Genomic DNA, 24,476 nt, shown 5'->3' with positions numbered 1-24,476 from the left:
GCAGCCGCCTCTGGTCCTCGCCTTGGTCGCAATATCCCCGGGGCTCGCAGGGCGGGGTCAGCCCCCCCCTGCAACGTCTCCCCCACCCCCTCCCCATTGACAGCCGCGCCCTGCCCGCGCAAAAGGCTCTGGAACCATATATCCCGCAACCGGGCGTTCCGTGGGCGCCAAACCGACGAGGAGGACGACATGTCCCAGATCTCCCTCACCTTTCCCGATGGCAATTCGCGCGACTACGACGCAGGCGTGACGCCGGCCGAAGTGGCCGCCTCCATCGCACCTTCGCTGGCGAAGAAAGCGATCTCCGCACAGGTCAATGGCGCGCATTGGGATCTGCAATGGCCGATCCAGGAAGACGCGCAGATCGCCATCAACACGATGCAGGATGACGGCCCCGCGCTGGAGCTGATCCGCCACGACCTCGCCCATATCATGGCCCGCGCCGTGCAGGAGCTCTATCCCGGTGTGAAGGTCACGATCGGCCCGGTCCGCGACAATGGCTGGTTCTACGATTTCGACCGCGAAGAGCCCTTCACGCCCGAAGACCTCGGCGCGATCGAAAAGAAGATGCGCGAGATCATCAACGCGCGCGACGCCATCAAGACCGAGGTCTGGAGCCGCAAACACGCGATCGACCACTATCTGGCGACGAATGAGCCCTACAAGGTCGAACTGATCAACCGGATTCCGCAAGGCGAGGACATCCGGATGTATTGGCACGGCAACTGGCAGGATCTCTGCCGTGGTCCGCACCTGCAGCATACGGGTCAAGTCCCGGCGGATGCGTTCAAGCTGACCCATGTGGCCGGCGCCTATTGGCTGGGTGACTCGAGCCGCCCGATGCTGCAGCGCATCTACGGCGTGGCCTTCAAGACCAAGAAGGACCTAAACGCCTGGGTCACGATGATGGAGGAGGCCGCCAAGCGCGACCACCGCAAGCTCGGTCGCGAGATGGACCTGTTCCACATGCAGGAAGAGGCACCGGGCCAGATCTTCTGGCACCCGAACGGCTGGACGATCTACACCGCGCTGCAGGACTATATGCGCCGCAAGCAGCGCGATGACGGCTATGTCGAGGTGAACACGCCGCAGGTGGTGAACCGCAGGCTCTGGGAAGCCTCGGGCCACTGGGAGAACTATCAGGAGAACATGTTCATCGTCGAAGTCGACGAGGATCATGCACGCGAAAAGACGGTCAACGCGCTCAAGCCGATGAACTGCCCCTGCCACGTCCAGATTTTCAATCAGGGCGTCAAATCCTATCGCGACCTGCCGCTGCGCATGGCCGAGTTCGGCTCCTGCGCGCGCTACGAACCGTCCGGCGCGCTGCACGGCATCATGCGCGTGCGCGGTTTCACGCAGGATGACGCACATATTTTCTGCACCGAAGATCAGATCGAGGCGGAAACCGAGAAATTCATCAAGTTCCTCTCGGGGATCTACGACGATCTCGGCTTCACCGACTGGCGCATCAAGCTGTCGACGCGCCCCGAAAAGCGCATCGGCAGCGATGAGAGCTGGGATTACACCGAAGCCGCGCTCGGCAACGCCTGTAAGGCCGCCGGTTACGACTACGAGATCTTCGAAGGCGAAGGCGCGTTCTACGGTCCGAAACTGGAATTCGTGCTGACCGACGCGATCGGGCGCGACTGGCAATGCGGCACGCTGCAGGTCGACACCAACCTGCCCGAGCGGCTGGATGCGGAATTCGTGGGCTCGGATGGCGAGCGCCACCGTCCCGTGATGCTGCACCGCGCGGTGCTGGGCTCGTTCGAGCGTTTCATCGGCATGCTGATCGAGAACTTCGCCGGCAAGATGCCGCTCTGGCTCGCGCCGCGTCAGGTGGTCGTCGCGTCGATCGTATCCGACGCCGACGATTACGTGCTGGAAGTGACCTCGAAGCTGCGCGCCGCCGGTATCCGCGCCGAGGCCGACACCCGCAACGAGAAGATCAACTACAAGGTCCGCGAGCACTCGCTCGGCAAGGTTCCCTATATCTTCGCGATCGGGATGAAAGAGGTCGAGGAGCGCACGGTTTCGGTCCGCAAGCTCGGCGATACCCGCACCTCCACGGTGGCGATCGACGAGATCGTGGCACAGCTGATCACCGAATCGACGCCGCCCGATTTGCGCGAATAATCGCCAATTCAACGGCCTATCTCGAATTTTCACAGACCTGTGAGGGGCTTACGCCCCTCATGGAATGTCATTGCATTTTCGCAATTCTCGGAGAGACTTGAATACGCGTGTGTTACAGACTTTCCTACCGCCTCGCTTCTGAAAAAGGCAGCCGGAAGACCCGAAAGAGACTGGCTGCACGGCCCGGACGCAATATCGCGCCGGGAGACTACGAAGGAGAAGACGGTAATGGCCACTGGCACCGTGAAATGGTTCAATTCCACCAAGGGTTATGGCTTCATCGCGCCTGACGAAGGCGGCAAGGACGTGTTCGTGCACATCTCTGCTGTCGAACGTGCGGGTCTCAAGGGGCTCGATGACAATCAGAAGATCCAATATGAGCTGCAGTCGGGTCGCGACGGCCGCTCCTCGGCATCGGATCTGGTCCTGCTCTGATCGGGCGATCGGACGGCAAGGATTTGGAACGGCGCGCATCACGGGATGCGCGCCGTTTTTCTTATGTCAGCGATAAGTGCGCAAGGGCGCAGTCAGAGCCATTCGGCCTGTGTGGCCTTCGCCCAGCCCAGCGTCAGCTTGTCGCCCTCGCGGATCACCGGGCGCTTCATCAGCGCGGGATGTTCGCCCAGCAGAACGGCGACAGGCTTTTCGCGCTCACTCTCGGGCAGATTGCGCCACGTCGTCGATGCACGGTTGACGATCTTGTCGCCGAACGCGCTTTCGAATTCTGCGACCTCAGCCGCCGTCAAAGGCTCTGCCCGCACATCGCGGAACTCCACGTCGCGCCCGGCCGCTTCCAAGGCCTTGCGCGCCTTGCGCACCGTGTCGCAGGTCGAAATCCCATAAACGATCATATCCCCTCCTCCAGCGCGCCGTTCTCCAGGTGCAACACACGGTCCATCTTGGCGGCGAGCTCCATGTTATGCGTCGCGATCAGCGCCGACAGGCCCGTCTCGCGCACCAGCCCCATCAGCACGTCGAACACCGTGTCCGAGGTGGTCGGGTCGAGGTTGCCGGTAGGCTCGTCGGCCAGCAACAGGCTCGGCCCGTTCGCGAGCGCCCTGCAGAACGCCACACGTTGCTGCTCGCCACCCGATAGCGCCGAGGGGCGGTGGTCCATCCGGCCCGCCATACCGACGCGGCTCAAGAGGTCCTTGGCCCGCTCTTCCGCGGCCTTGCGGCTGACGCCATTGGCCAGCTGCGGCAGCACGATATTCTCCACCGCCGAGAACTCCGGAAGCAGGTGGTGAAACTGGTAGACGAAGCCCAGCTTCTCGCGCCGCGCCGCCGTGCGTTTGCCGTCGCGCGCGCCGGTCAGATCCTCGCCATCGATCAGCACCCGACCGAAATCGGGCGTGTCCAGCAGCCCCGCGATATGCAGAAGCGTCGACTTGCCCGCCCCCGAAGGCGCGACCAGCGCCACGACCTGCCCTTTCGGAATGGTCAGATCCAGACCTTTGAGCACCGTGATCTCGTTCGGCTTGCCCCGGTTGTAGCACTTTTCCAGCTGTTCGCAGATCAGCACGTCATTCATAGCGCAGCGCCTCCACCGGGTTCATGCGCGCGGCACGGCGCGCCGGGAAGATGGTCACGATGAAGCTCAGCGCCAGCGACAGCGTCACCGCCTTGGTCACGTCCCAGGGCTGCAATTTCGCGGGCAGATGGTAGATGCCGCGGATCGACGGATCCCATGCATCGCCGCCATTGAGCCAGTTTACGAAGCCCATGACGTGGTCGATATTCACCGAGAACAGCACCCCGATCGCCAGCCCCGCGAGCGTTCCGATCACCCCGGTGAACGCGCCGCAAAGGAAGAAGACCCGCAGGATCGAACCCTCGCTAAGCCCCATCGTGCGCAGGATACCGATGTCGCGGCCCTTGTTCTTCACCAACATGATCAGTCCCGATGTGATGTTCATCGACGCGATCAGCACGAGGATCGAGAGGATGATGAACATTACGTTGTCTTCGACCGTCAGCGCGCGCAGGAAGCTCGACGATGCGTCCTTCCATGTCCACAAAAGCGTGCCCTTGCCGCTCGCATCCATGATCGCGGGCTCCCATTCGGCGATGCGCTCGGGATCGGCCACGTCCACGTCGATCTCATCGACCCCGCCCTCGCGGTTGAAGAAGCTCTGCGCCTCCTTGAAGGGCATATAAAGCCGCGTCTGGTCGATGTCGTAACGCCCGGCCGAGAAAACATAGGAGACCTTGTAGGCGTTCACGCGCGGGCTTGTGCCCGACGGAGTCTTCGCCCCATTGGGCGAAATCACCTTGACCGTGTCGCCCACCGTCACGCCCAGATCGCGCGCCATGCCGATGCCGATCGCGATGCCTTCACCGTAATTGTCGATATCGCCCTGCGCATCTTCGGAATGCGCGATATTGGGGATGTTCTTCAGATCCGACAGCGCCAGACCGTAGACATCCGCCACGTTGGAACGATCGCCGAAGCTGACCATCGCCTGACCGCGCACCGCCGGCGCGGCGCTCACCACGCCCGGGATCGCCTTGATCCGATCGGTGCGCTCGGCATAGTCGCGGATCAGCTTGGAATAGACGCCCGAGCCCTCCGCCACTTCCATCGGTGCGGAATAGACGGTGATCTGCGGATTCGAACCGACGATGGTCGAGACGAACTCGGCGCGAAAGCCCGCGCGCACGGCCAACGTCGCGATCAGGGCGGCCACGCCAAGCGCGATGCCGATCAGGGAAATCCATGTCATGACCGAGACGCCACCTTCGGCGCGGCGCGCGCGCAGGTAGCGCCATGCGATCATGAACTCGAAACGGGAAAACGGGGCAGTGCGTGCGGCCATCGGCTCCATCCACGAAAATTCGGCGCAAGCTGGCGCGGCGGGGTCGAAAGGTCAAGCCTGCGCCCGGTCATAGCGGCGAGAGCGCGCCTCTTCGGCTTGGTCGAAATATCCCGGGGGCGCCCGGAACGGGCGGGGGCAGAGCCCCCTATTTGCAGCCCAGCGTGCCGGGCACATCCGCCAGAAGCGGTGCCATCGCCTCGGCCAGATCGGCGGGGTAATCGGTCTGCACCGAGGCAAGCACCGCCTCGCCCGCGCACTCGAGCCGCTGCGTCTTGCGCAGCGTCACCTTGCCGAACACGTCCTTGGAGCGGATCGCAAACCCGTCTTCGGTCATCTCGTCCGACAGCACCGTATCGCCATCGAGCAGGATCGTGTGCAGGAGTTGTTCATGCGCGGCCGTAAGGTCCGCGCCCGCATCGGCATGGGCACGCAGCGCGACATGGGCGGTCTTGTGCGGGTCGATATCGGGCGCGGAGAACAGGATGCCGCCGCCCGGCATCTCGTCCGACGTCCAGCCCTTCGGCACCCTGGCCGAAATACCGAGCGCATCACTCGACCACGGCACGAGACCTTGGCCGGCGCCCTGCCCCGTGCCTTCGGCCAGAGCGGGCCCGGCGAGCAAGCCCGCAGTGACCGCGCTGGCGGCAAGGATCAGATCAAAGCCCTTCATAGATGCCCACTATCTTCTCGACCGCCTCTTCAGCCGGCATCTCCTCGCTCTCGCCGGTGCGGCGGCAGGTCAATTCAACCTTGTTGGCCGCGATCCCGCGCGGACCGACGGTAATGCGCCACGGCAGACCGATCAGGTCCATAGTGGCGAATTTCGCGCCCGCGCGCTCTTCGCGGTCGTCATAGAGCGGGTCGAGCCCGTGGTCGAGGAACGCGCGGTAGAGCGCCTCGCAGGCGCTGTCGCAGCTGACATCGCCCTGCTTGAGGTTGACGATGCCAACATGGAACGGCGTCACGCCCTCGGGCCAGATGATGCCCTTGTCGTCGTGGTTCGCCTCGATCAGCGCGCCGACGAGACGGCTCACGCCGATCCCGTGGGAGCCCATATGGACCGGCACCTTCGCGCCATCCGGGGTCTGAACGGTTGCGCCCAATGCCTCGGAATATTGCGTGCCGAAATAGAAGATCTGGCCGACCTCGATCCCGCGCGCGACGCGGCGACGCTCTTCGGGGACCTCGTTGAAGACCGCCTCGTCATGGGTCTCGTCGGTGCGGGCATAGCGCGAGGTGAATTCCTCCAGCACGCCCTGGCACTGCGCCACGTCGTCATAATCGATTTCGCGGTCGCCGAAGGTCAGATCGGTGATCTCGCTGTCGTAGAACACCTCCGACTCGCCCGTTTCGGCCAGCACGAGGAATTCATGGGTGTAATCGCCGCCGATCGGGCCGCTATCGGCGCGCATCGGGATCGCCTGCAGGCCCATGCGCTCATAGGTGCGCAGGTAGCTAACGAGGTGGCGGTTATAGGCGTGCAGCGCGTCTTCCTTCGACAGATCGAAGTTGTAGCCGTCCTTCATCAGGAATTCGCGGCCGCGCATCACGCCGAAGCGCGGGCGGATCTCGTCGCGGAATTTCCACTGGATCTGATAGAGCGTCAGCGGCAGCTGCTTGTAGCTAGAGACATGGGCGCGGAAGATGTCGGTCACCATCTCCTCGGCGGTGGGCGAGTAAAGCATATCGCGGCCCTGCCGGTCGGTGATCCGCAGCATCTCTTCGCCATAGCCGTCATAACGGCCCGACTCGCGCCACAGATCGGCCGATTGCAGCGTCGGCATCTGGATCGCGAGGTGGCCGGCGCGCGCCTGCTCTTCGTGCACGATCTGCTCGATCCGGCGCAGCACCTTGAAGCCCATCGGCAGCCAGGAATAGATCCCGGCCTGCTGCTGCTTGATCATACCCGCACGCAGCATCAGCCGATGCGAGGCGATCTGCGCCTCGGCGGGGGTTTCCTTGAGAACGGGAAGAAAATAGCGGGACAGGCGCATGAGCGGTCCTTCGAGGGTTGGTGTCAGACGTTGCGTTTGGCCTAGAGGAAACGGGGGCGTTGGGCAAGATGGTGGCGTCGGACGCGGGTGTCGCATATGAGGGGCTCCGCCCCTGGCGCATCCGCGCCTCCCCCGGGATATTTCCGCCAAGAGGAAGGGGCACGCGATCCTAGCCTTGATTTCCCACCGCATTTCGCCACGTTAGATCGAACGCACCGCCGAGAAGGACCACGCATGGCCCTGCCTGCCCGCCAGCAAGTCACCTATTGGTCCGTCGCCGCCTTGGTGCTGGTCCTGTCGCTGTGGTGGCTGGGCAATGTCATCCTGCCGTTCATCATGGGCGGCGCGATCGCTTATTTCCTTGACCCGCTGGCCGACCGGCTGGAGAAGCTTGGCCTGAGCCGCGCGGCCTCCACCGCGATCATCGGGCTGGTGACGGTGCTGATCTTCGTGATCCTTGCACTGGCCGTGGTGCCGATGCTGGCGCGTCAGCTGGCGCAGCTGGTTGCGCTGGCGCCCGATCTTCTGTCGTCGTTGCAGGCCTTCCTGAACGAGCGGTTCCCCAACCTCCTGCAGAACTCGGTCGTGAACGACACGCTCAACAGCCTCGGCAGCGCAATCAAGGCGCGGGGCGGCGAACTGGCGGCGACCCTGCTGAGTTCGGCGATGACGCTGGTCAACGTCGTCGTCTTCATCGTCGTGGTGCCGGTCGTGGCCTTCTACATGCTGCTCGACTGGGACCGGATGGTGGCCAAGATCGATGGCTGGCTGCCGCGCGATCACGTCCAGACGATCCGCACCATCGCGCGCGACATCGACCGGGTGCTTTCGGGCTTCGTGCGCGGCCAGGTCACGGTCTGCCTCGTGCTCGGCGGCTTCTACGCGATCGCGCTGATGGCGGCGGGGCTCGATTTCGGGCTGCTGGTGGGGTCGGTCGCCGGCGCGCTGACCTTCATCCCCTATATCGGCGCGATCATCGGCGGAACGCTCGCCATCGGCCTCGCGCTGTTCCAGTTCTGGGGCGAGTGGTTCAATATCGGCATAGTGGCGGGCATCTTCGTGCTCGGCCAGTTTCTCGAAGGCAATTTCGTCACTCCCAAACTCGTGGGCGATTCGGTCGGGCTGCATCCCCTCTGGCTGATCTTCGCGCTGTCCGCTTTCGGCACTTTGTTCGGTTTTGTGGGCATGTTGGTCGCCGTTCCCGTCGCTGCGGTGATCGGAGTGGTTGCGCGCTTCTTCATCGACCAATATCTGCAAGGGGCGCTTTACCGAGGGCAAACGGAGCGCGAGCCAACAGCCCATCCGCCGATCTCCCTTATCAACGAGGAGACCGGGGAAGTGACGGGCGCGACCGAGACGACCGAACACGAGAACTGAGAATGGCCGAGCAGTTGACCTTCCCGCTTCACCTGCGTTCTGCGCAGGGGCGTGAAGACTTCTTCATCTCCCCAGCCAATGCGCTGGCGGTGACGACCCTCGACGCGCCCGAAACATGGCCGCTGGGCCGGATGATCCTGATCGGGCCGGAGGGCGCGGGCAAGACGCATCTCGCGACGATCTGGGCCGACGAACAGGGCGCGGAGATTCTGCCGGCCCGCAATCTCACCGAAGATATGGCCCCCGCGCTGGTCGCCAAGGGCGCCGCCGTGATCGAGCGGGCCGAAACGCTCGGCGCCGACGAGGCGGGGCAACGCGCGCTCTTTCACCTGCACAACCTGATGCAGGCCGAAGGCGGGCGGCTTCTTCTGACCGCGCGCACACCGCCCCGCGACTGGGGATTGAGCCTGCCCGACCTGATCAGCCGGATGGAAGCGACGGCGACGGTGCGCATCACGCCGCCTGATGACGCGCTGCTGGCGGCCGTTCTGGTGAAGCTGTTCTCCGACCGGCAACTGACCGTGCCGCCAAACCTGATCGGCTGGCTGGTGACGCGGATGGACCGCTCTCTCGCGACCGCGCGCAAACTGGTCGCGGCGCTCGATCGGCAGGCACTCGCACAGCGCCGCGCGATCACGCAAAGACTAGCCGCCGAGGTTCTGGACAGTCTCGATTGAGCCGCGCAAACTGTCATGGAGCCATTACAAAATCCAACGATAAGCGCGCCATGACCCAAGCAGATTTCCTCAAGACCCCCTTCCCCACGCCGATCACGCTGCCCGAGGCGGAGATCAGCGGCCCCGGTCGTTTCTTCAACCGGGAACTGAGCTGGCTGGCGTTCAACTGGCGGGTTCTGGAAGAGGCGCGCAACCCGCGCGTGCCGCTGCTGGAGCGCGTGCGTTTCCTGTCGATCTCGGCCACCAACCTCGACGAATTCTACACCGTGCGCGTCGCGGGCCTGATGGAGCTTGTGCGCGAGAGCAACGTGAACCCCTCCGATGACGGGCTCACCCCCGCCGAGCAGCTGGAGAAGATCAACGCCAACGCGCGGCGGTTGATGGACACGCAGCAGGCGACATGGTCAGCGCTCAAGCGCGAGATGGATCACGAGGGCATCCATGTCGTCACCCGCTCGCGTCTGACCAAGCGCGATCTCGACTTCCTGTCGGATCACTTCCTCAACAACGTCTTCCCGGTGCTCTCGCCGCTGGCGATCGACCCGGCCCACCCTTTCCCTTTCATCCCGAATACCGGCTTCTGCCTCGCGCTGGAACTGGAGCGCGAAAGCGACCAGCGCCGGTTGCAGGCGCTGCTGCCGATCCCGGCCCAGATCGACCGCTTCGTGCGCCTGCCGGGCGAGGCGCGGTTCCTGCCGCTCGAGCAGCTTCTGATGCTGCATCTGAGCTCGCTCTTCCCGGGCTACAAGGATGTGGGCTCGTGCTCGTTCCGGGTGCTGCGCGACAGCGATCTGGAAGTCGAGGACGAGGCCGAAGACCTCGTGCGCGAGTTCGAGACCGCGCTGAAGCGCCGCCGCCGCGGTCAGGTCATCCGCATGTCGGTCTCGCCGGGCGCGCCGGAAGACCTGCAGGCGCTGGTAATGCGCGAGTTGCATGTCGATCCCGAAGAGGTGGTCGAGGAAAAGGGCCTCGTGGGCATCGCCGATGTGAAGGAACTGATCCTCGGCGAGCGCCCCGATCTGCTCTGGCCGCCCTTCATGCCGCGCGTGCCCGAACGCGTGCAGGACCACGAGGGCGACATGTTCGCCGCGATCAAGCAGAAGGATATCCTTCTGCACCATCCCTACGAGACCTTCGATCTGGTGGTGCGCTTCATCGATCAGGCGGCGAACGACCCGAACGTGCTGGCGATCAAGCAGACGCTCTATCGGACGTCGAAAGACAGCCCCGTCGTGTCGTCGCTCTGCGAGGCGGCGGAGAATGGCAAATCCGTGACCGCGCTCGTGGAGTTGAAGGCCCGGTTCGACGAGGCCGCCAATATCCGCCAGTCGCGGCGGCTGGAGCGCGCAGGCGCCCATGTCGTCTACGGGTTCATCAACTACAAGACCCACGCCAAGATCTCGACCGTCGTGCGCCGCGAGGGCGACCATCTCGTGACCTATACGCATTACGGCACCGGCAACTACCACCCGATCACGGCGAAGATTTACACCGATCTGAGCTTCTTTACCTGCGATGCCGCGCTCGGGCGCGATGCGACCAAGGTCTTCAACTACCTCTCGGGCTATGTGCAGCCCGAGGGTCTCGAAAACATCGCGATCTCGCCTATCACGCTGAAGCCGCGCCTGCTGCAGTTGATCGACCGCGAGATCGAACACGCCAAGGCGGGAAAACCCGCCGCGATCTGGGCGAAGATGAATTCGCTGATCGAATCCGACGTGATCGACGCGCTCTACAAGGCCTCGCAGGCGGGGGTGAAAATCTCTCTCGTGATCCGCGGCATCTGCGGCATCCGCCCCGGCATCAAGGGCCTGTCGGAGAATATCCGCGTGAAATCCATCGTCGGGCGGTTCCTCGAACACTCGCGCATCGTGTGCTTCGGTAATGGCCATGCCCTGCCGTCGAACGACGCGCGCGTGTTCTTCTCCTCCGCCGACTGGATGGGGCGCAACCTCAACCGCCGGGTGGAGACGCTGGTCGAGGCCAAGAACCCCACGGTGAAGGCGCAGATCGTCAGCCAGATCATGGCGGCGAACATGGCCGACGAGGCGCAAAGCTGGATTTTGCAGCCCGACGGCAAGTTCATCCGCCACCTGCCCGACGACCGCGAGGACCTGTTCTCGTGCCACCGGTTCTTCATGGAATACCCCTCGCTCTCGGGCCGCGGTTCCGCTGGGGCAAGCGATGTTCCCGAACTTGCCCATAGCTTCGACTAGCCCTAGCTTTGGGGTCGAACGACTCGAACGGACGGGCACATGAGCAAAGACAAAGCGGCGCCGGCACTCGATGACAGCGACGATTGGGACCCGTTCGGCCAACCTCTCTTCGACGATCCGTCCGTGCGCGCGCTCTCGCGCGTCGGCGTCGTCGATATCGGCTCGAACTCGATCCGGATGGTGGTGTTCGACGGCGCGGCGCGCAGCCCGGCCTATTTCTTCAACGAGAAGGTCATGGCGGGTCTCGGTCAAGGTCTCGCAGAGACTGGCCAGCTGAACCCCGAGGGGCGCGAGCGCGGCCTGATCGCGCTCAAACGCTTTGCCGCGCTCGCCGAAGGGATGGAGATCGGCCCGCTCACCTGCGTCGCGACCGCCGCGATGCGCGACGCCGAGGACGGCCCCGAGTTTCACCGCAAGATCGAGAATGAGACCGGCCTCAAGGTCCATATCGTCGACGGGCTCGAAGAGGCGCGCCTCTCCGCGCAAGGGGTGCTACTTGGCTGGCCCGAGGCCGAAGGCCTCGTCTGCGATATCGGTGGCAACTCGATGGAATTGGCCGAGATTCGCGGCGGCAAGGTCTGGCGCCGTGCCACCTCGCAGCTCGGCCCCTTCCGGCTGCAGCAGATCGCGGGCGGCAAGAAGGCCATCACCGCGCATATTCAGGCGACGATGCAGGAGTTGGCCGAGAAAGTCGGGACCGAGCATGAACGCATCTACCTCGTCGGGGGCTCGTGGCGCGCCATCGCGCGTCTCGACATGGAACGGCGCGACTATCCGCTGCTGGTGATGCACGAATACCGGATGAAGCCCGACGAGCTGGGCGAGACGATCGACTGGATCGGCAAGTCCGACCTCGAGAAGCTGCGCGCCAATACCGGCACCTCCGCCGCGCGGATGGAACTGGTCCCGCTCGCGAGCCAGGTGCTGCGCGAGTTGATCGCGACCTTCCAGCCCAAGGAGATCGACGTCTCCGCCTACGGGATCCGCGAAGGGCTGCTTTACGAGCAGATGCCCGAACGCCTGCGCCGCCGCGATCCGCTGGTGGAGGCCGCGCGCCATACCGAGCGCGTGATGAGCCGGATGCCCGGCTTCGGCAAGAAGCTCCACGCCTTCATCGAGCCGATCTTCGGGCCGCTCCCACCCGAGAAATTCCGCCTCGTGCGCGCGGCCTGCCTGCTGCATGATACGACATGGCGCACCCATCCCGATTACCGCGCCGAGGCCTGTTTCGAGAACGTCACCCGAGCGAACTATTCGGCCATGTCCCACCCCGAGCGGATCTGGCTCGGCGTGGCGCTCCTGCACCGCTACAAGAACTCGCGCAACGGCTCGCGGCTGGAGCCGTTCCTGCCGCTGCTGACCGAAGAGCAGATCCAGGAGGCGGAAGTTCTGGGCAAGGCGATGCGCTTCGGCGCGATGTTCGCGACCCACAGCCCCGCCGATGCGGGCGAGTTGAAATATTCCGCCAAGAAGGGCGTTTTGGAGCTGAAGCTGACCAAGCGCGGCAAGGCGCTGATGGGCGAGGTCGCCGAGTCGCGCTTCCGCTCGCTCGCGGGCGCGCTGAAGGCCGATCCGATCATCACGGATTAAAGCTCGATCCCGCCCTCCGGGATCTCAATCGGCCCGCCTTGCTCCGGGTCGTCTTTTTGCGGCGCATCCTCCGGCGGCTCGGTCATCAGGGGCGGCGGCGGCGGTGCATCCGGGTCGCGCCGCATGATGATATCGCCATTGGGCAGCCGCTCGGGCGCGCCGTAATTCGCCATATCGTCGACCAGCGCGAGGAACTGGCGCAGCTTCGGCCCCAACTGGGCCGCGGCCTCCCCCAAGCCTTTCTGCATCTCGTCGAGCTGCGGCTTCATCTCTCCCATCAGCCCGCGAAACAGCGTCTGCGCCCCTTCCTGCAACAAGGAGAACCCGCGATCGACATCGCCGCCAGCGTCGCCCCCCTCATCCTGCGCGGAGACGGGCGTGGCCAGAAGGGCGAACGAGAGAGCGATGACGAGCGGCTGTTTCATGGCTCCGATCCTACGCGGAAGCGGGACGAAAATCACGCCCCTCGCTCAATCGATATCGACCGAGACGGGAAAATGATCGGAGGCCTGCAACAGCGCCTCGCGCAGCTCGGGCACGCGGTAGATATGCGGATCGTCGAACGGGTGCCAGATTCTCCACGCCGTCGCCCGCGCCGCCAGATCGGGTGAGAGCATCACGTAATCCAGCATGGCCGAGAAATACTGCTTCTGATCCACGAGATAGAACCGCGCGGAACTGGGCGCGGCGGCCGTATGATGGGCTTTCGACAGCCGCGCATGCGGGTCGCGGAGGCGCACCGCGTCGGGCCCACCCTCGCCTGCGACGATCTCGACACCCGAGCGCCCGAACAGCTTCTCGTACTCGTCGAGCCCCGGACCGTCGTTGAAATCGCCGAGCACGATCAGGCTGTCGCCCGCCGCCAGATGCTCCTCCACGCGGCCCCGGATCCAGATCGACTGTGCCAGCTGCTTGCGCCGGTTCTCGATCGCCATGCGGGTCGCCGTCTCCAGGCTCGTCGCGCCATGCGGAGCTTTCGACTTCACATGCACGCCGATCATCCGCATCACCTCCCCGGACCGCGTCCCCAGAACGACTTCCAGGGGCGGCTTGGAAAAGGTGACCGTATCCATCCGCGCATCGATATCGAGGTCGATCCGGAGACTGCCGTCGAAACGCGGCCACGCCTCCGAGCTTTGCGGATCATGCCGCGCCGTCACGACATCGGGGTCGTAGAGCAACGCCAGTTCCTGCTGCGTGTCGTTGGAAAAGCCAAGAAGCGCGCGCCGCTGACGCAGCCCGAAGCGCTCCGCAAAGGCTTCGAGCATATCGACCGTCTTGTGGCGGTGGTTGTCGTCGGGCGCCTCGACCACCAGAAGCACATCGGCCTCCAGCGCGCTCATCACTATCGCGATCGCCCCGGTCTGCTGGCTGCGCGTCACATTGTAGCGCGCCGACCACTGATCATCGTCGAGAAGCGCCCCGTTGCGATCGAAAAGGCTGTTGAACCACTCGATATTCCAAGTGGCGATCCGCATCAGGCGTCCGCATGGCTGGCGCGGATTTCCTCCCAGGCCTTGTTGAGCGCGATCACCCGCGCCTGCGACAGCTGCACCGCCTCTTCCGGCAGGCCGCGCGCAATCGCCCGGTCGGGATGGGCCTCGCGCACCTTGTTGCGCCAGACCTTGCGCACTTCGGGAAGCGGCGTGCCCGGTTCGACCTCGAGCACCGACCACGGATCGGGATCGGCATCCTCCACGAAGGCGGAGCGCATCGCACGGAAACAGCATTCCTCCAGCCCGAAGATCCGCGCGACTTCCAGCAGGAAGGCATCCTCGCCCTCGTGGTAATCGCCATCGGCCAGCGCGATGAAGAACAGCCCTTCGAGCACGTCTTTCAGCACGTCCGCGCCGGGACCAAACATGTTGGCGATCTTGCGGGCATAGGCGTCGAAGCCCGCTACATCGGTGCGCGCCATGTTGAAGACGCGCGCGGCATTGGCTTCCTCTTCCGGTGGGATCTGGAAGATGCGTCGGAACGCCGCGACCTCGTCGCGAGTCACCTGCCCATCCGCCTTTGCCATCTTCGCGCCGAGTGCGATCACCGCGATGGTGAAGGCGACAGAACGCTCCGGCGGTTGGCGCAGATTGTCGAAAACGGTCGACAACGCCTCGCCCCGCCCGAGAGCGGAGAGTGCTTGCGCGATGCGCGACCAGAGAGAAATGGGCCTGTCCATGGTTCAAGTTTAGCCGCGCTGCGGCGGAAATGCACCCGCGCAAATCCGGCCTGTGATTAAATCGTTGTAATATTTTGAATGAACGGCGGCGCGCAGAGTTCCCCCGCGCGCCGCTTAAGACCTATCAAGGTCGAAGTTCGGGCTTGACCAAATATCCCGGGGGGCGCTTCAGCGCGGGGGCAGAGCCCCCTCGCCCTCAGGCCCGCGCCTGCCGCACGATGTCGAGGATTTCGCGCGCGGCCAGCGGGATATTGGTCCCCGGCCCGAAGATCGCCTTCACGCCCGCCTTCTTGAGAAAGTCGTAATCCTGCTGCGGGATCACGCCGCCGCAGATCACGATGATATCCTCGGCGCCCTTCTCTTTCAGCGCCGCGATCAGCTTCGGCGCGAGGGTCTTGTGACCCGCCGCCTGCGACGAAATCCCGACCACGTGGACATCGTTGTCGATCGCATCCTGCGCGGCTTCTTCCGGCGTCTGGAACAGTGGGCCCACATCGACGTCGAAGCCGATATCGGCAAAGGCCGTCGCGATCACCTTGGCGCCGCGGTCGTGGCCGTCCTGACCCATCTTCACCACCAGCATCCGCGGGCGGCGGCCCTCTTCCTCGGCGAAGGCCTCAACGTCCTTCTGGATCTGCGCGAAGCCCTCGTCGCCGTCATAGGCCGCGCCATAGACACCTGCGAGCGTCTTCACCTCGGCGCGGTGACGTCCGAACACCTTTTCCATCGCCATTGAAATCTCTCCCACAGAGGCCCGGGCGCGTGCAGCTTCCACCGCCGCTTCGAGCAGGTTGCCACCTTCAGAGGCGCGGCGCGTCAGCTCGGCCAGCGCCGCCTCGCAGGCTGCCTCGTCGCGGCTTGCGCGCATCTTCTCGAGCCGCGCGATCTGGTTGTCGCGCACTTTCGCGTTGTCGATGTCGAGGATATCCAGCTCATCCTCGGTCTCGCGGCGATACTTGTTCACACCGACCACGACATCCTCGCCCCGGTCGATCAGCGCCTGACGCCGGGCGGCCGTTTCCTCAATGCGCAGCTTGGGCATGCCCGAGGCCACGGCCTTCGTCATGCCGCCCATCTCCTCGACTTCCTCGATCAGCTCCCAGGCCTTCTCGGCCAGTTCCGCCGTGAGGCTCTCGACGTAGTAGGAGCCCGCCAGCGGATCGACCACATTGGTGATCCCCGTTTCTTCCTGCAGGATCAGCTGCGTGTTGCGCGCGATCCGGGCCGAGAACTCGGTGGGCAGCGCAATTGCCTCGTCGAGCGCATTGGTGTGCAGCGACTGCGTGCCGCCCAGCGCTGCCGACATCGCCTCGTACGCCGTGCGGATCACGTTGTTATAGGGATCCTGCTCCGCCAGCGAGACGCCCGAAGTCTGGCAGTGCGTGCGCAGCATCGAGCTTTGCGGCTTCTTCGGCTCGAACTCTTCCATGATCCGGCTCCACAGCAGGCGCGCCGCGCGCAGCTTGGCGGCCTCCATGAAGAAGTTCATCCCGATCGCGAAGAAGAAGCTCAGACGGCCTGCGAACTTGTCGACATCCATCCCCGCCTTGATCGCCGTGCGAACATATTCGCGCCCGTCGGCCAGCGTGTAGGCCAGCTCCTGCACGAGGTTCGCGCCGGCCTCCTGCATGTGGTAGCCCGAGATCGAGATCGAGTTGAACCGCGGCATCTCGTTCGAGGTGTATTCAATGATATCCGCGATGATCCGCATCGAGGGCTCGGGCGGATAGATGTAGGTGTTGCGGACCATGAACTCCTTGAGGATGTCGTTCTGGATCGTGCCCGACAGAACGCTGCGGTCATGGCCCTGCTCTTCGCCGGTGACGATGAAGTTGGCGAGGATCGGGATCACCGCGCCGTTCATCGTCATCGAGACCGAAATCTGATCGAGCGGGATGCCGTCGAACAGGATCTTCATGTCCTCGACGCTGTCGATCGCGACACCCGCCTTGCCGACATCGCCCTCGACGCGCGGGTGATCGCTGTCATAGCCGCGGTGGGTCGCCAGGTCGAAGGCCACCGACACGCCTTGCTGCCCGGCAGCGAGCGCCTTGCGATAGAAGGCGTTCGACTCCTCGGCGGTCGAGAAGCCCGCATATTGCCGGATCGTCCACGGACGGCCCGCATACATCGTCGCACGAGGCCCGCGCGTGAAGGGCGACAGGCCCGGCATGGTGCCCAGATGGTCGAGCCCCTCCACGTCCTCTTCGGTGTAAAGCGGCTTGACCGCGATCCCTTCGAGCGTGTTCCAGGTCAGGTCCTCGAACGGCCTTCCACGCAGTTCCTTCTCGGCGAGCTTGCGCCAGTCCTCTTTCTTGTCCGTCATGGCCAAATCCTTCTTCCACTGTCGCCGCGGCGGGTGTCTTCCCCGCATCTTCGGCCGTCATTTCCACGAAATTCAGTCCCGGCGGCGCGTGGCGCAGCCCGGTCATATGTCCCAGATCGCGGGTGTCCATCCGCGCACGGCACCCTATCGAAAGGCATCCGGCGCGCTTCGCCCGCCTCCGGTGCGTCGGCGTTTCGCATATCCGCTTCCCACGACAGCAGGCCCAAGCGGCACCCCGCCGCACGCCCCGCCCCCCGGCGCCAGTCGGCACCGCTGTTCCTAGCGGCGCGCTTAAAGGCCGCATTTCGCGAAAATTCGTAGCGCCCGCCATGGTGCGAGAGGTCCGCCGCGCATATATCTGGAACGAGAGAGGAGCCCATGACCCGTCTATTATCCCTTGGACTCGCTGCATTTCTTGCGCTGACGCCCTTCGCGGTCGCAGCCCAGGACAGCACCGTCAATCTTGCCGTGGCAGAGCCCGAGGTCACGCCCCCCTTCGCACCGGTCGATGGGGCGGACGCGGATCTGGATGCGCTCGTCTGGCAGAAGCGGCCCATCGTGGTCTTCGCCGACAGCCCCCTCGACCCGGCCTTCAAGGAACAAATCCGGTACCTCGAAGACCATTGGTCGGAACTGGCCCAACGCGACGTCGTCGTCATCACCGACACCACGCCCGATCCGGCGAGCGACGTGCGGCGCAAGCTGCGCCCGCGCGGGTTCTCCCTCGTGATCATCGCGAAGGACGGTACGGTGAACCTGCGCAAGCCCGCCCCGTGGGATGCGCGCGAGATCATCCGCTCGATCGACAAGATGCCGATCCGGCGCGACGAGATCCGCGAAGAGCGCGGTTTCTGACCACATCCCCGCACACCACCGCGCGCCAATAGACCGTGCCCCGCCGTGGCGGGGTGAGCCGGTCGCCCGGCCTCCCTATGCCACGGCGCGGGCGTCACTTATTCGAACTCCATGATGATGTCGTCGACGGCAAGGCTCGCGCCCGCCTCGGCGTTGATCTTCTTCACGATGCCCTTCTTCTCGGCGCGCAGAATGTTCTCCATCTTCATCGCCTCGACAGTGGCCAGCGGCTGACCCTCCTGCACTTCCGCGCCTTCCTCGACCGAGATCTTCACGACGAGACCCGGCATCGGGCAGAGCAGGAATTTCGACGTATCCGGCGGCAGTTTCACCGGCATCAGCTGCGCAAGCTCGAACTGGCGCGGTGTGCGGACATGGACCTTCAGATCGGCGCCTCGCACGCGGATGCGGAAGCCCATCGGGATCTTGCCGACCTTCAGGACCAGCGGCGCACCGTTCACGGTCAGTTCGGCCAGCGGGTCGCCCGGGGTCCAGTCACTCTCGACGCGCATTTCTTCGCCATCCTCGAAGACGATGGTGGAGCCGTTGCGATCCGCATTCACCTTCAGCTTGAAATCCTCATCCTGCAGCGAGACCGCCCAATCCACGCCGACCTTGCGCTCGTGATTGCCGAGCGTGCCGGAGATCTTCGTGCGCCGAATCTCGGCCACGCGCTCCATCGCCGCCGTGGCCGCCGCGACCTTGCGCAGCATCCCCTCGTCGAGCGTGACGCCCGCGAACCCTTCGGGATATTCCTCTTCGATGAAGGCGGTGGTGATGTTGCCGGAGGTGAAGCGCTCGTGATCCATCACCGCGGCGCAGAACGGAAGGTTGTGACCGATGCCTTCCACCTCGAACTTGTCGAGCGCGAGGCGCATCTCTTCGATGGCCGCGTCGCGGGTCTCGCCCCAGGTGCAGAGCTTGGCAATCATCGGGTCGTAGAACATCGAAATCTCGCCGCCCTCGAAGACCCCGGTATCGTTGCGCACGATGCCGCCCGACGCGGTCTTGCCTTCCACCGGCGGACGGTAGCGGGTCAGACGCCCGATCGAGGGCAGGAAGTTGCGGTAAGGATCTTCGGCATAGAGGCGGCTCTCGATCGCCCAGCCGTTGATGCCGATATCTTCCTGCTTCATCGGAAGCTTCTCACCGTCGGCCACGCGGATCATCTGCTCGACGAGGTCGATGCCGGTGATCAGTTCGGTGACCGGGTGTTCCACCTGAAGACGGGTGTTCATCTCGAGGAAGTAGAAGTTCTTCTCGCCATCGACGATGAATTCCACCGTGCCCGCGCTGCAGTAATCCACCGCTTTCGACAGGGCGACGGCCTGCTCGCCCATCGCCTTGCGGGTCTCGGGGTCGAGGAAAGGCGACGGCGCCTCTTCGATGACTTTCTGGTTGCGGCGCTGGATCGAGCATTCACGCTCGTTCAGATAAACGCAGTTGCCGTGCTTGTCGGCGAGCACCTGAATCTCGATGTGGCGCGGCTGGGTGACGAATTTCTCGATGAAAATGCGATCGTCGCCGAAGCTGTTCGCGGCCTCGTTCTTCGACGACTGGAAGCCCTCGCGGGCTTCTTCGGCGTTCCACGCGATGCGCATGCCTTTACCGCCGCCGCCAGCGGACGCCTTGATCATCACCGGGTAGCCGATCTCGTCGGAGATCTTCACCGCTTCATCGGCATCCGCGATCAGCCCCATGTAACCGGGCACGGTCGACACGCCGGCCTCTTTCGCGAGCTTCTTCGAGGTGATCTTGTCGCCCATCGCCTCGATCGCGCCCGAGGGCGGGCCGATGAAGGCGACGCCCTCTTTTTCCAGCGCCTCGGCGAATTTCTTGTTCTCCGACAGGAAGCCGTAGCCCGGGTGAACCGCTTCGGCGCCGGTCTGGCGGATCGCATCCATGATCTTGTCGATCACGATATAGGATTGGTTCGCGGGCGGCGGACCGATATGCACCGCCTCGTCGGCCATCTGGACATGCAGCGCCTGCGCATCGGCATCGGAATAGACGGCGACCGTCTTGATCCCCATCTTCTGCGCCGACTTGATGACGCGGCAGGCGATCTCGCCACGGTTGGCGATCAGGATTTTCTTGAACATGTCAGGCCCTTCCCTTCCGGTGCGGGAGGGGCATCCCCCCGCCCCGCGTGTCGTGTTCATGATGTGAGACAAAAGAAAAACCGCCACCGGGGCGAGCAGCCCCGATGGCGGTCGGATAGCGATCGGGCGCGGTCAGAGCCGCGCGGATGTGCTTAGTAGGAGCGCTGGCAGACGCCGGCGTCGTCGCAATAGGTGCCCGCGAGCGCGCCGAGAGCCGCACCGGTGAGCGCGTTGTTGTCGGTCGCGTCCGCGATGATCGCGCCGCCGGCCGCACCGGCGAGGGCGCGCTGACCGTCGGTTTGCATGCAGCCTGCGAGGGCGAGACCGGCAAGGAGAAGAAGGATCGGGGTTTTGCGCATGGGAAACTGCCTCCAATAGCGGTTATGATTGGACGCGAGTTTATCGCGGCCCCGTGAAAAGCCAACGGCGAAAACGCGAGGTCCGACCCCATCGGCGAGCTATCGCCACTGCCCTTCACATCTCTGCAGGCAGCCCCTTGACCTTCCGAAGGAAAAAACTGCGGCCCGACCATAAGATCAGGCCGCAGGAATAGGGAAGGGGTAGGGATATTACACAAGCCGCGGGTGTTGGGGACAGTACGGCTTGCCCCCTCAATGTGACTGCGCATATCGCGGATTGCAAAGGCGAAATCCCTGCAATTCCGAGATTCGGCGGCATGCCGCCATTTCGCGCAGGACATCAGCGAAATCATGCCCAATCCTCATCCTCGTCATCGTCGAAGGTGAAGGCGTCGGGATCGGCGAAGACCTCCGGGAAGGAGGCTTCCGCGCGTTTCACGTCGATCTTGAGAAGCGCCTCGTAGCTTTCGGGGTCGAACGGGTCCTCGGCAGGCACGACTTCGCGCCCAAAGAGCCAGCTCAACCGGCCCGCATCGAGATTGCCGCGCTCGAACGGCTCTTCGCCGAAATGCGCCCAGAGCGCGGCCATGAAGCCCGCATCGGCCTTGCGATCGGCATGACCGCGATCGGCGTAGCGTTCACGCCGAATGATCTTCGTCGCGCCCTTCTTGTTGGCGCGGCGAATGGTGAATTGATAATCCGTCGAGGGTAGCCGCGACGGGAAACCGCGATGCTTCAGCATGACGCGCCCTCCGCTTTGAAGTTGCTGGGACGGCGTGCGCTGAGTTTCTGCGTTACGCCTTCATTATTGACCCGTTCGGGTCTGGTTCCCGCCGGTTGGGTCGGTCGAAGAAGGTGGCGTGCCAGGCGTCGTCGGCTGGCGCTCGCTCGAGCCACCGCGCTGCTCGGGGACGCATTGCGCCGGTCGCTGCGTTGTCGCTGCCACCGCCGTCTCGAACGGTCCGCATTGCAGCGGACAGTCGGGCACGGAAGCCGGGTATTGCGAGTCGACGAGCCGTCCGGTCGGTCGGCAACTGCTGCCGCTTGCGACGGGACCGCCATATTTGCCGGTATAGACCGGTTCCACGGTGACAGGCGCAGGCTCCGGCTTGGGCGCACAGCCCACAAGCAGAGCCGCACAGGCGACGGCGCCCAGAGAAATTCGGACCATTTCACTCTCCCCCATTCTGTTATCGAATGGCTAAGAGCGTACTCCCGAAGGGAAATTTCCGCTAGGTAACCGTATGGCGTATTGCAATACGCCGCCCTCTCGGCAGGGATCGTGGGGGCAAGGCGGTGGCTGCCGCCCTGCCCCGCACGCAGATCACTTGTACTTGCCGGTATAGGTCGGCTCGGTAGTGACGGCCACCGGCATCGGCTCGGGCTTGGGCGCGCAGGCTGCGACGAAGGCCACGAGGCCAAGCGCGATGAGAGCTTTCGACATGTCGTTCTCCTGTCCAGGGGGGCGCGCGCCCCGATCTGGGCGAGGTTCGGCACGACCCGTTTCAACGCGGGGACCGAAATCGCTTTCCCCAAGGGCAGGTTAGCCCGCAAATCCCGCTCACGAAAGCGCGATCTTGCCGTGAGCGTCCGCACAAACGCGCGCTCCGGCATCCTGCCTTCCAAGCTGTGATCTGCGGGTCTGGCCACGGCCATCAGAAAAACTCCCAAACGCATTTTCCATCCTCGACGGAAAAGCTGTCGAAATATTGCACCACCTCTGGGGCGGCTTCGCCGAACGGCACGATCTGGTCCGACAGGCTCACCATCACCTGTGCGGGCTCCGGACCGGGCTGCGGCAGGCGCGGCACCACCCACCCGTTGCACAGCGCCTCGATATCCTTCAGCGCGATATCGGAGGAGATCGGGCTCGGCCCTCCGATCTGCGGCGCGAGGAAGCGGAAGCGATAGGTCAGCCCGTCCGGTCCGGCCTCGTTGTGGATCACGTCGACCCACCAGACCTTCTGCCCGGACGGTACCGGGATCGCATCGCCCTTCGTCCCCTCCGGCCCGTCGCCGGGCCCCAGATCCTCCCCCAGGTTGCCCGGATGCATGACCGCACCGTAATCGGGCACTGGCGTCACCTCCCGCAGCTCCTGGGCGGGCGCCGAAGACGCCAGCGCCAGCCCGGCGAGAGCGCCGGGCAAGAGCGTCGCGATCCTCGACCTGCCCGTCATGCGCCTCCTCAGAGCGGGATGTTATCGTGCTTCTTCCACGGGTTGGACAGCTTCTTCGAGCGCAGCGCCGCGAAGGCGCGGGCCACCCGGCGACGCGTCGAACGCGGCTGGATCACCTCGTCGATGAAACCCTTCTCGGCCGCCACGAACGGGTTCGCGAAACGGTCCTCGTAATCGGCGGTGCGCTTGGCGATCTTCTCCTGGTCACCCAGTTCCGAGCGATAGAGGATTTCGACCGCACCCTTCGCGCCCATCACCGCGATTTCCGCAGTCGGCCAAGCGTAGTTGAAATCGCCGCGCAGGTGCTTGGAGGACATGACGTCATAGGCGCCACCATAGGCTTTGCGGGTGATAACCGTGACCTTCGGCACGGTCGCCTCGCCATAGGCGAACAGCAGCTTCGCACCGTGCTTGATGACGCCGTTATATTCCTGGCTCGTGCCCGGCAGGAAGCCCGGCACGTCGACCAGCGTCAGGATCGGGATTTCGAATGCGTCGCAGAAGCGCACGAAGCGCGCGGCCTTGCGGCTGGAATCGATATCCAGACAGCCCGCCAGCACCATCGGCTGGTTCGCGACAACGCCGACCGTCTGACCTTCCAGACGGATGAAGCCGGTGATGATGTTGCCCGCGAAGTCCTTCTGGATCTCGAAGAAATCGCCCTCGTCGGCGATCTTCAGGATCAATTCCTTCATATCGTAGGGGGTGTTCGCGTTCGAGGGCACCAGCGTGTCGAGCGACGCCTCGATCCGGTCCACCTCGTCGAAGAAGGGCCGCACGGGCGCCTTCTCGCGGTTCGAGAGCGGCAGGAAGTCGATCAGGCGTCGGGTCTCGAACAGCGCCTCGACGTCGTTCTCGTAGGCGCCATCGGCGACCGAGCTTTTCTTGGTGTGGGTCGCGGCCCCGCCAAGCTCCTCGGCCGTCACCTGCTCGTTCGTAACCGTCTTCACCACGTCGGGGCCGGTGACGAACATGTAAGACGTATCCTTCACCATGAAGATGAAGTCCGTCATCGCGGGCGAATAGACCGCACCGCCGGCGCAGGGCCCCATGATGAGGCTGATCTGCGGCACGACGCCCGAGGCCATGATGTTGCGCTGGAACACGTCCGCATAGCCTGCAAGCGACGCCACGCCTTCCTGAATCCGCGCCCCGCCCGAATCGTTGATGCCGATCACCGGCGCGCCGTTCTGGACCGCCATATCCATGATCTTGCAGATCTTCTCGGCGTGGGTTTCCGACAGCGAGCCACCGAAGACAGTGAAATCCTGGCTGAACACATAGACCATGCGCCCGTTCACGGTACCCCAGCCGGTGACGACGCCGTCGCCATAGGGCTTGCTCTCTTCCATCCCGAAATCGGCGCAGCGATGGGTCTTGAACATGTCGAACTCTTCGAAAGAGCCCTCGTCGAGCAGCAATTCGATCCGCTCGCGCGCGGTCAGCTTGCCCTTCTTGTGCTGCGCCTCGATGCGTTTCTCGCCGCCACCAAGGCGGGCTTCGTCGCGCCGATGCTCCAGCTCCTTCAGGATGTCTCTCATGAGGGTCCTCCGCATAATTTCTCGGCACCCTATTCCGAAGGCAACAATCTTACAAAGGGGATTCGAGAAAATTTGCAAATTATTGGCAAGCATGCGATAGCGAATTGCATAACTGCGAAGCACGCTACCGA

The 24,476-nt window shown here is 64.2% G+C and carries 22 protein-coding genes; 7 read left to right on the top strand and 15 right to left on the bottom strand.

What is annotated here, in order from left to right:
- Positions 1-189 precede the first annotated feature (189 nt).
- Both thrS and B6V75_RS15445 read left to right on the top strand, forming a co-directional pair.
- Positions 190-2,139, top strand: coding sequence for a threonine--tRNA ligase (thrS, locus tag B6V75_RS15450; RefSeq protein ID WP_075775515.1), 1,950 nt, complete (start codon positions 190-192; stop codon positions 2,137-2,139).
- 228 nt (positions 2,140-2,367) lie between these two features.
- Entirely contained in the window at positions 2,368-2,574 is a 207-nt protein-coding gene (locus tag B6V75_RS15445; RefSeq protein WP_075775516.1) for a cold-shock protein, read from the top strand.
- Between the two features lie 92 nt (positions 2,575-2,666).
- Here B6V75_RS15445 and B6V75_RS15440 read toward each other — a convergent pair whose 3' ends face one another.
- The 5 genes from B6V75_RS15440 to proS all read right to left on the bottom strand — a co-directional run bounded on the left by B6V75_RS15440 (position 2,667) and on the right by proS (position 6,949).
- Positions 2,667-2,990, bottom strand: a complete 324-nt coding sequence (locus tag B6V75_RS15440) for an ArsC/Spx/MgsR family protein (protein ID WP_075775517.1) — start codon at positions 2,988-2,990, stop codon at positions 2,667-2,669.
- The gene (locus B6V75_RS15435) at positions 2,987-3,670 is read right to left on the bottom strand and encodes an ABC transporter ATP-binding protein (RefSeq protein ID WP_088720269.1); all 684 of its coding nucleotides are present in this window, start codon (positions 3,668-3,670) and stop codon (positions 2,987-2,989) included. The genes B6V75_RS15440 and B6V75_RS15435 overlap by 4 nt, the downstream gene beginning before the upstream one ends.
- A complete protein-coding gene (locus B6V75_RS15430) occupies positions 3,663-4,955 on the bottom strand; it encodes a lipoprotein-releasing ABC transporter permease subunit (RefSeq protein ID WP_088720312.1) in 1,293 nt (430 codons plus the stop codon). The genes B6V75_RS15435 and B6V75_RS15430 overlap by 8 nt, the downstream gene beginning before the upstream one ends.
- A 145-nt stretch (positions 4,956-5,100) precedes the next feature.
- Positions 5,101-5,625 (bottom strand): hypothetical protein, encoded by a 525-nt coding sequence (locus B6V75_RS15425; protein WP_088720268.1) that lies wholly within the window; start codon positions 5,623-5,625, stop codon positions 5,101-5,103.
- Positions 5,612-6,949 (bottom strand): proline--tRNA ligase, encoded by a 1,338-nt coding sequence (gene proS / locus B6V75_RS15420; protein WP_075775521.1) that lies wholly within the window; start codon positions 6,947-6,949, stop codon positions 5,612-5,614. Before proS ends, B6V75_RS15425 begins: the two co-directional genes overlap by 14 nt.
- 234 nt (positions 6,950-7,183) lie before the next feature.
- Here proS and B6V75_RS15415 point away from each other — a divergent pair, with 234 nt between their 5' ends.
- The 4 genes from B6V75_RS15415 to B6V75_RS15400 are packed head-to-tail and all read left to right on the top strand — an operon-like array spanning position 7,184 to position 12,809.
- Positions 7,184-8,326: an AI-2E family transporter gene (locus B6V75_RS15415; protein WP_077701263.1), complete on the top strand. Its 1,143-nt coding sequence runs from the start codon at positions 7,184-7,186 to the stop codon at positions 8,324-8,326.
- A 2-nt stretch (positions 8,327-8,328) separates the two neighbouring features.
- Positions 8,329-9,003: a DnaA/Hda family protein gene (locus B6V75_RS15410; RefSeq protein WP_075775522.1), complete on the top strand. Its 675-nt coding sequence runs from the start codon at positions 8,329-8,331 to the stop codon at positions 9,001-9,003.
- Positions 9,004-9,053: 50 nt separating this feature from the next.
- Entirely contained in the window at positions 9,054-11,219 is a 2,166-nt protein-coding gene (locus B6V75_RS15405) for an RNA degradosome polyphosphate kinase (protein ID WP_075775523.1), read from the top strand.
- 39 nt (positions 11,220-11,258) lie between these two features.
- Complete coding sequence (locus B6V75_RS15400; protein WP_088720267.1) at positions 11,259-12,809, top strand: Ppx/GppA family phosphatase; 1,551 nt, start codon at positions 11,259-11,261, stop codon at positions 12,807-12,809.
- Here B6V75_RS15400 and B6V75_RS15395 read toward each other — a convergent pair.
- The 4 genes from B6V75_RS15395 to scpA form a co-directional block, all read right to left on the bottom strand.
- Complete coding sequence (locus B6V75_RS15395; protein WP_206198502.1) at positions 12,806-13,234, bottom strand: AAA+ family ATPase; 429 nt, start codon at positions 13,232-13,234, stop codon at positions 12,806-12,808. The two genes, B6V75_RS15400 and B6V75_RS15395, sit on opposite strands and share 4 nt — an antisense overlap.
- A 45-nt stretch (positions 13,235-13,279) precedes the next feature.
- A complete protein-coding gene (locus B6V75_RS15390) occupies positions 13,280-14,287 on the bottom strand; it encodes an endonuclease/exonuclease/phosphatase family protein (protein ID WP_075775526.1) in 1,008 nt (335 codons plus the stop codon).
- The gene (locus tag B6V75_RS15385) at positions 14,287-14,973 is read right to left on the bottom strand and encodes a TerB family tellurite resistance protein (protein ID WP_075775730.1); all 687 of its coding nucleotides are present in this window, start codon (positions 14,971-14,973) and stop codon (positions 14,287-14,289) included. Before B6V75_RS15385 ends, B6V75_RS15390 begins: the two co-directional genes overlap by 1 nt.
- 208 nt (positions 14,974-15,181) lie before the next feature.
- A complete protein-coding gene (gene scpA / locus B6V75_RS15380; RefSeq protein WP_075775527.1) occupies positions 15,182-17,311 on the bottom strand; it encodes a methylmalonyl-CoA mutase in 2,130 nt (709 codons plus the stop codon).
- A gap of 378 nt (positions 17,312-17,689) precedes the next feature.
- Here scpA and B6V75_RS15375 point away from each other — a divergent pair, with 378 nt between their 5' ends.
- On the top strand, positions 17,690-18,166 hold the full coding sequence (locus B6V75_RS15375; protein WP_088720266.1) for a DUF4174 domain-containing protein: 477 nt from the start codon (positions 17,690-17,692) through the stop codon (positions 18,164-18,166).
- 98 nt (positions 18,167-18,264) lie between these two features.
- Here the strand turns inward: B6V75_RS15375 and B6V75_RS15370 are convergent, their stop codons facing one another.
- The 6 genes from B6V75_RS15370 to B6V75_RS15345 all read right to left on the bottom strand — a co-directional run bounded on the left by B6V75_RS15370 (position 18,265) and on the right by B6V75_RS15345 (position 24,345).
- Positions 18,265-20,268, bottom strand: a complete 2,004-nt coding sequence (locus B6V75_RS15370; RefSeq protein WP_088720265.1) for an acetyl/propionyl/methylcrotonyl-CoA carboxylase subunit alpha — start codon at positions 20,266-20,268, stop codon at positions 18,265-18,267.
- A 152-nt stretch (positions 20,269-20,420) separates the two neighbouring features.
- Positions 20,421-20,627, bottom strand: a complete 207-nt coding sequence (locus B6V75_RS15365) for a hypothetical protein (protein ID WP_075775530.1) — start codon at positions 20,625-20,627, stop codon at positions 20,421-20,423.
- 349 nt (positions 20,628-20,976) lie between these two features.
- A complete protein-coding gene (locus tag B6V75_RS15360) occupies positions 20,977-21,369 on the bottom strand; it encodes a hypothetical protein (RefSeq protein WP_075775531.1) in 393 nt (130 codons plus the stop codon).
- A 63-nt stretch (positions 21,370-21,432) separates the two neighbouring features.
- Complete coding sequence (locus B6V75_RS18500) at positions 21,433-21,798, bottom strand: hypothetical protein (RefSeq protein WP_143597883.1); 366 nt, start codon at positions 21,796-21,798, stop codon at positions 21,433-21,435.
- A gap of 484 nt (positions 21,799-22,282) precedes the next feature.
- A complete protein-coding gene (locus B6V75_RS15350) occupies positions 22,283-22,804 on the bottom strand; it encodes a DUF6497 family protein (RefSeq protein WP_240496981.1) in 522 nt (173 codons plus the stop codon).
- A gap of 8 nt (positions 22,805-22,812) precedes the next feature.
- A complete protein-coding gene (locus B6V75_RS15345) occupies positions 22,813-24,345 on the bottom strand; it encodes an acyl-CoA carboxylase subunit beta (protein WP_088720263.1) in 1,533 nt (510 codons plus the stop codon).
- Positions 24,346-24,476 lie beyond the last annotated feature (131 nt).

This window comes from Thioclava sp. F1Mire-8 (assembly GCF_002213165.1).
GTDB classification, from domain to species: domain Bacteria; phylum Pseudomonadota; class Alphaproteobacteria; order Rhodobacterales; family Rhodobacteraceae; genus Thioclava; species Thioclava nitratireducens.
This window is presented reverse-complemented; position numbering and strand designations above follow the sequence as displayed.

Excerpts from the sequence above, each read along its gene's own strand:
- thrS (WP_075775515.1), top strand. The coding sequence starts at position 190 with ATGTCCCAGATCTCCCTCACCTTTCCCGATGGCAATTCGCGCGACTAC.
- B6V75_RS15445 (WP_075775516.1), top strand. The coding sequence starts at position 2,368 with ATGGCCACTGGCACCGTGAAATGGTTCAATTCCACCAAGGGTTATGGC.
- B6V75_RS15440 (WP_075775517.1), bottom strand. The coding sequence starts at position 2,990 with ATGATCGTTTATGGGATTTCGACCTGCGACACGGTGCGCAAGGCGCGC.
- B6V75_RS15435 (WP_088720269.1), bottom strand. The coding sequence starts at position 3,670 with ATGAATGACGTGCTGATCTGCGAACAGCTGGAAAAGTGCTACAACCGG.
- B6V75_RS15430 (WP_088720312.1), bottom strand. The coding sequence starts at position 4,955 with ATGGCCGCACGCACTGCCCCGTTTTCCCGTTTCGAGTTCATGATCGCA.
- B6V75_RS15425 (WP_088720268.1), bottom strand. The coding sequence starts at position 5,625 with ATGAAGGGCTTTGATCTGATCCTTGCCGCCAGCGCGGTCACTGCGGGC.
- proS (WP_075775521.1), bottom strand. The coding sequence starts at position 6,949 with ATGCGCCTGTCCCGCTATTTTCTTCCCGTTCTCAAGGAAACCCCCGCC.
- B6V75_RS15415 (WP_077701263.1), top strand. The coding sequence starts at position 7,184 with ATGGCCCTGCCTGCCCGCCAGCAAGTCACCTATTGGTCCGTCGCCGCC.
- B6V75_RS15410 (WP_075775522.1), top strand. The coding sequence starts at position 8,329 with ATGGCCGAGCAGTTGACCTTCCCGCTTCACCTGCGTTCTGCGCAGGGG.
- B6V75_RS15405 (WP_075775523.1), top strand. The coding sequence starts at position 9,054 with ATGACCCAAGCAGATTTCCTCAAGACCCCCTTCCCCACGCCGATCACG.
- B6V75_RS15400 (WP_088720267.1), top strand. The coding sequence starts at position 11,259 with ATGAGCAAAGACAAAGCGGCGCCGGCACTCGATGACAGCGACGATTGG.
- B6V75_RS15395 (WP_206198502.1), bottom strand. The coding sequence starts at position 13,234 with ATGAAACAGCCGCTCGTCATCGCTCTCTCGTTCGCCCTTCTGGCCACG.
- B6V75_RS15390 (WP_075775526.1), bottom strand. The coding sequence starts at position 14,287 with ATGCGGATCGCCACTTGGAATATCGAGTGGTTCAACAGCCTTTTCGAT.
- scpA (WP_075775527.1), bottom strand. The coding sequence starts at position 17,311 with ATGACGGACAAGAAAGAGGACTGGCGCAAGCTCGCCGAGAAGGAACTG.
- B6V75_RS15375 (WP_088720266.1), top strand. The coding sequence starts at position 17,690 with ATGACCCGTCTATTATCCCTTGGACTCGCTGCATTTCTTGCGCTGACG.
- B6V75_RS15370 (WP_088720265.1), bottom strand. The coding sequence starts at position 20,268 with ATGTTCAAGAAAATCCTGATCGCCAACCGTGGCGAGATCGCCTGCCGC.
- B6V75_RS15365 (WP_075775530.1), bottom strand. The coding sequence starts at position 20,627 with ATGCGCAAAACCCCGATCCTTCTTCTCCTTGCCGGTCTCGCCCTCGCA.
- B6V75_RS15360 (WP_075775531.1), bottom strand. The coding sequence starts at position 21,369 with ATGCTGAAGCATCGCGGTTTCCCGTCGCGGCTACCCTCGACGGATTAT.
- B6V75_RS18500 (WP_143597883.1), bottom strand. The coding sequence starts at position 21,798 with ATGGTCCGAATTTCTCTGGGCGCCGTCGCCTGTGCGGCTCTGCTTGTG.
- B6V75_RS15350 (WP_240496981.1), bottom strand. The coding sequence starts at position 22,804 with ATGACGGGCAGGTCGAGGATCGCGACGCTCTTGCCCGGCGCTCTCGCC.
- B6V75_RS15345 (WP_088720263.1), bottom strand. The coding sequence starts at position 24,345 with ATGAGAGACATCCTGAAGGAGCTGGAGCATCGGCGCGACGAAGCCCGC.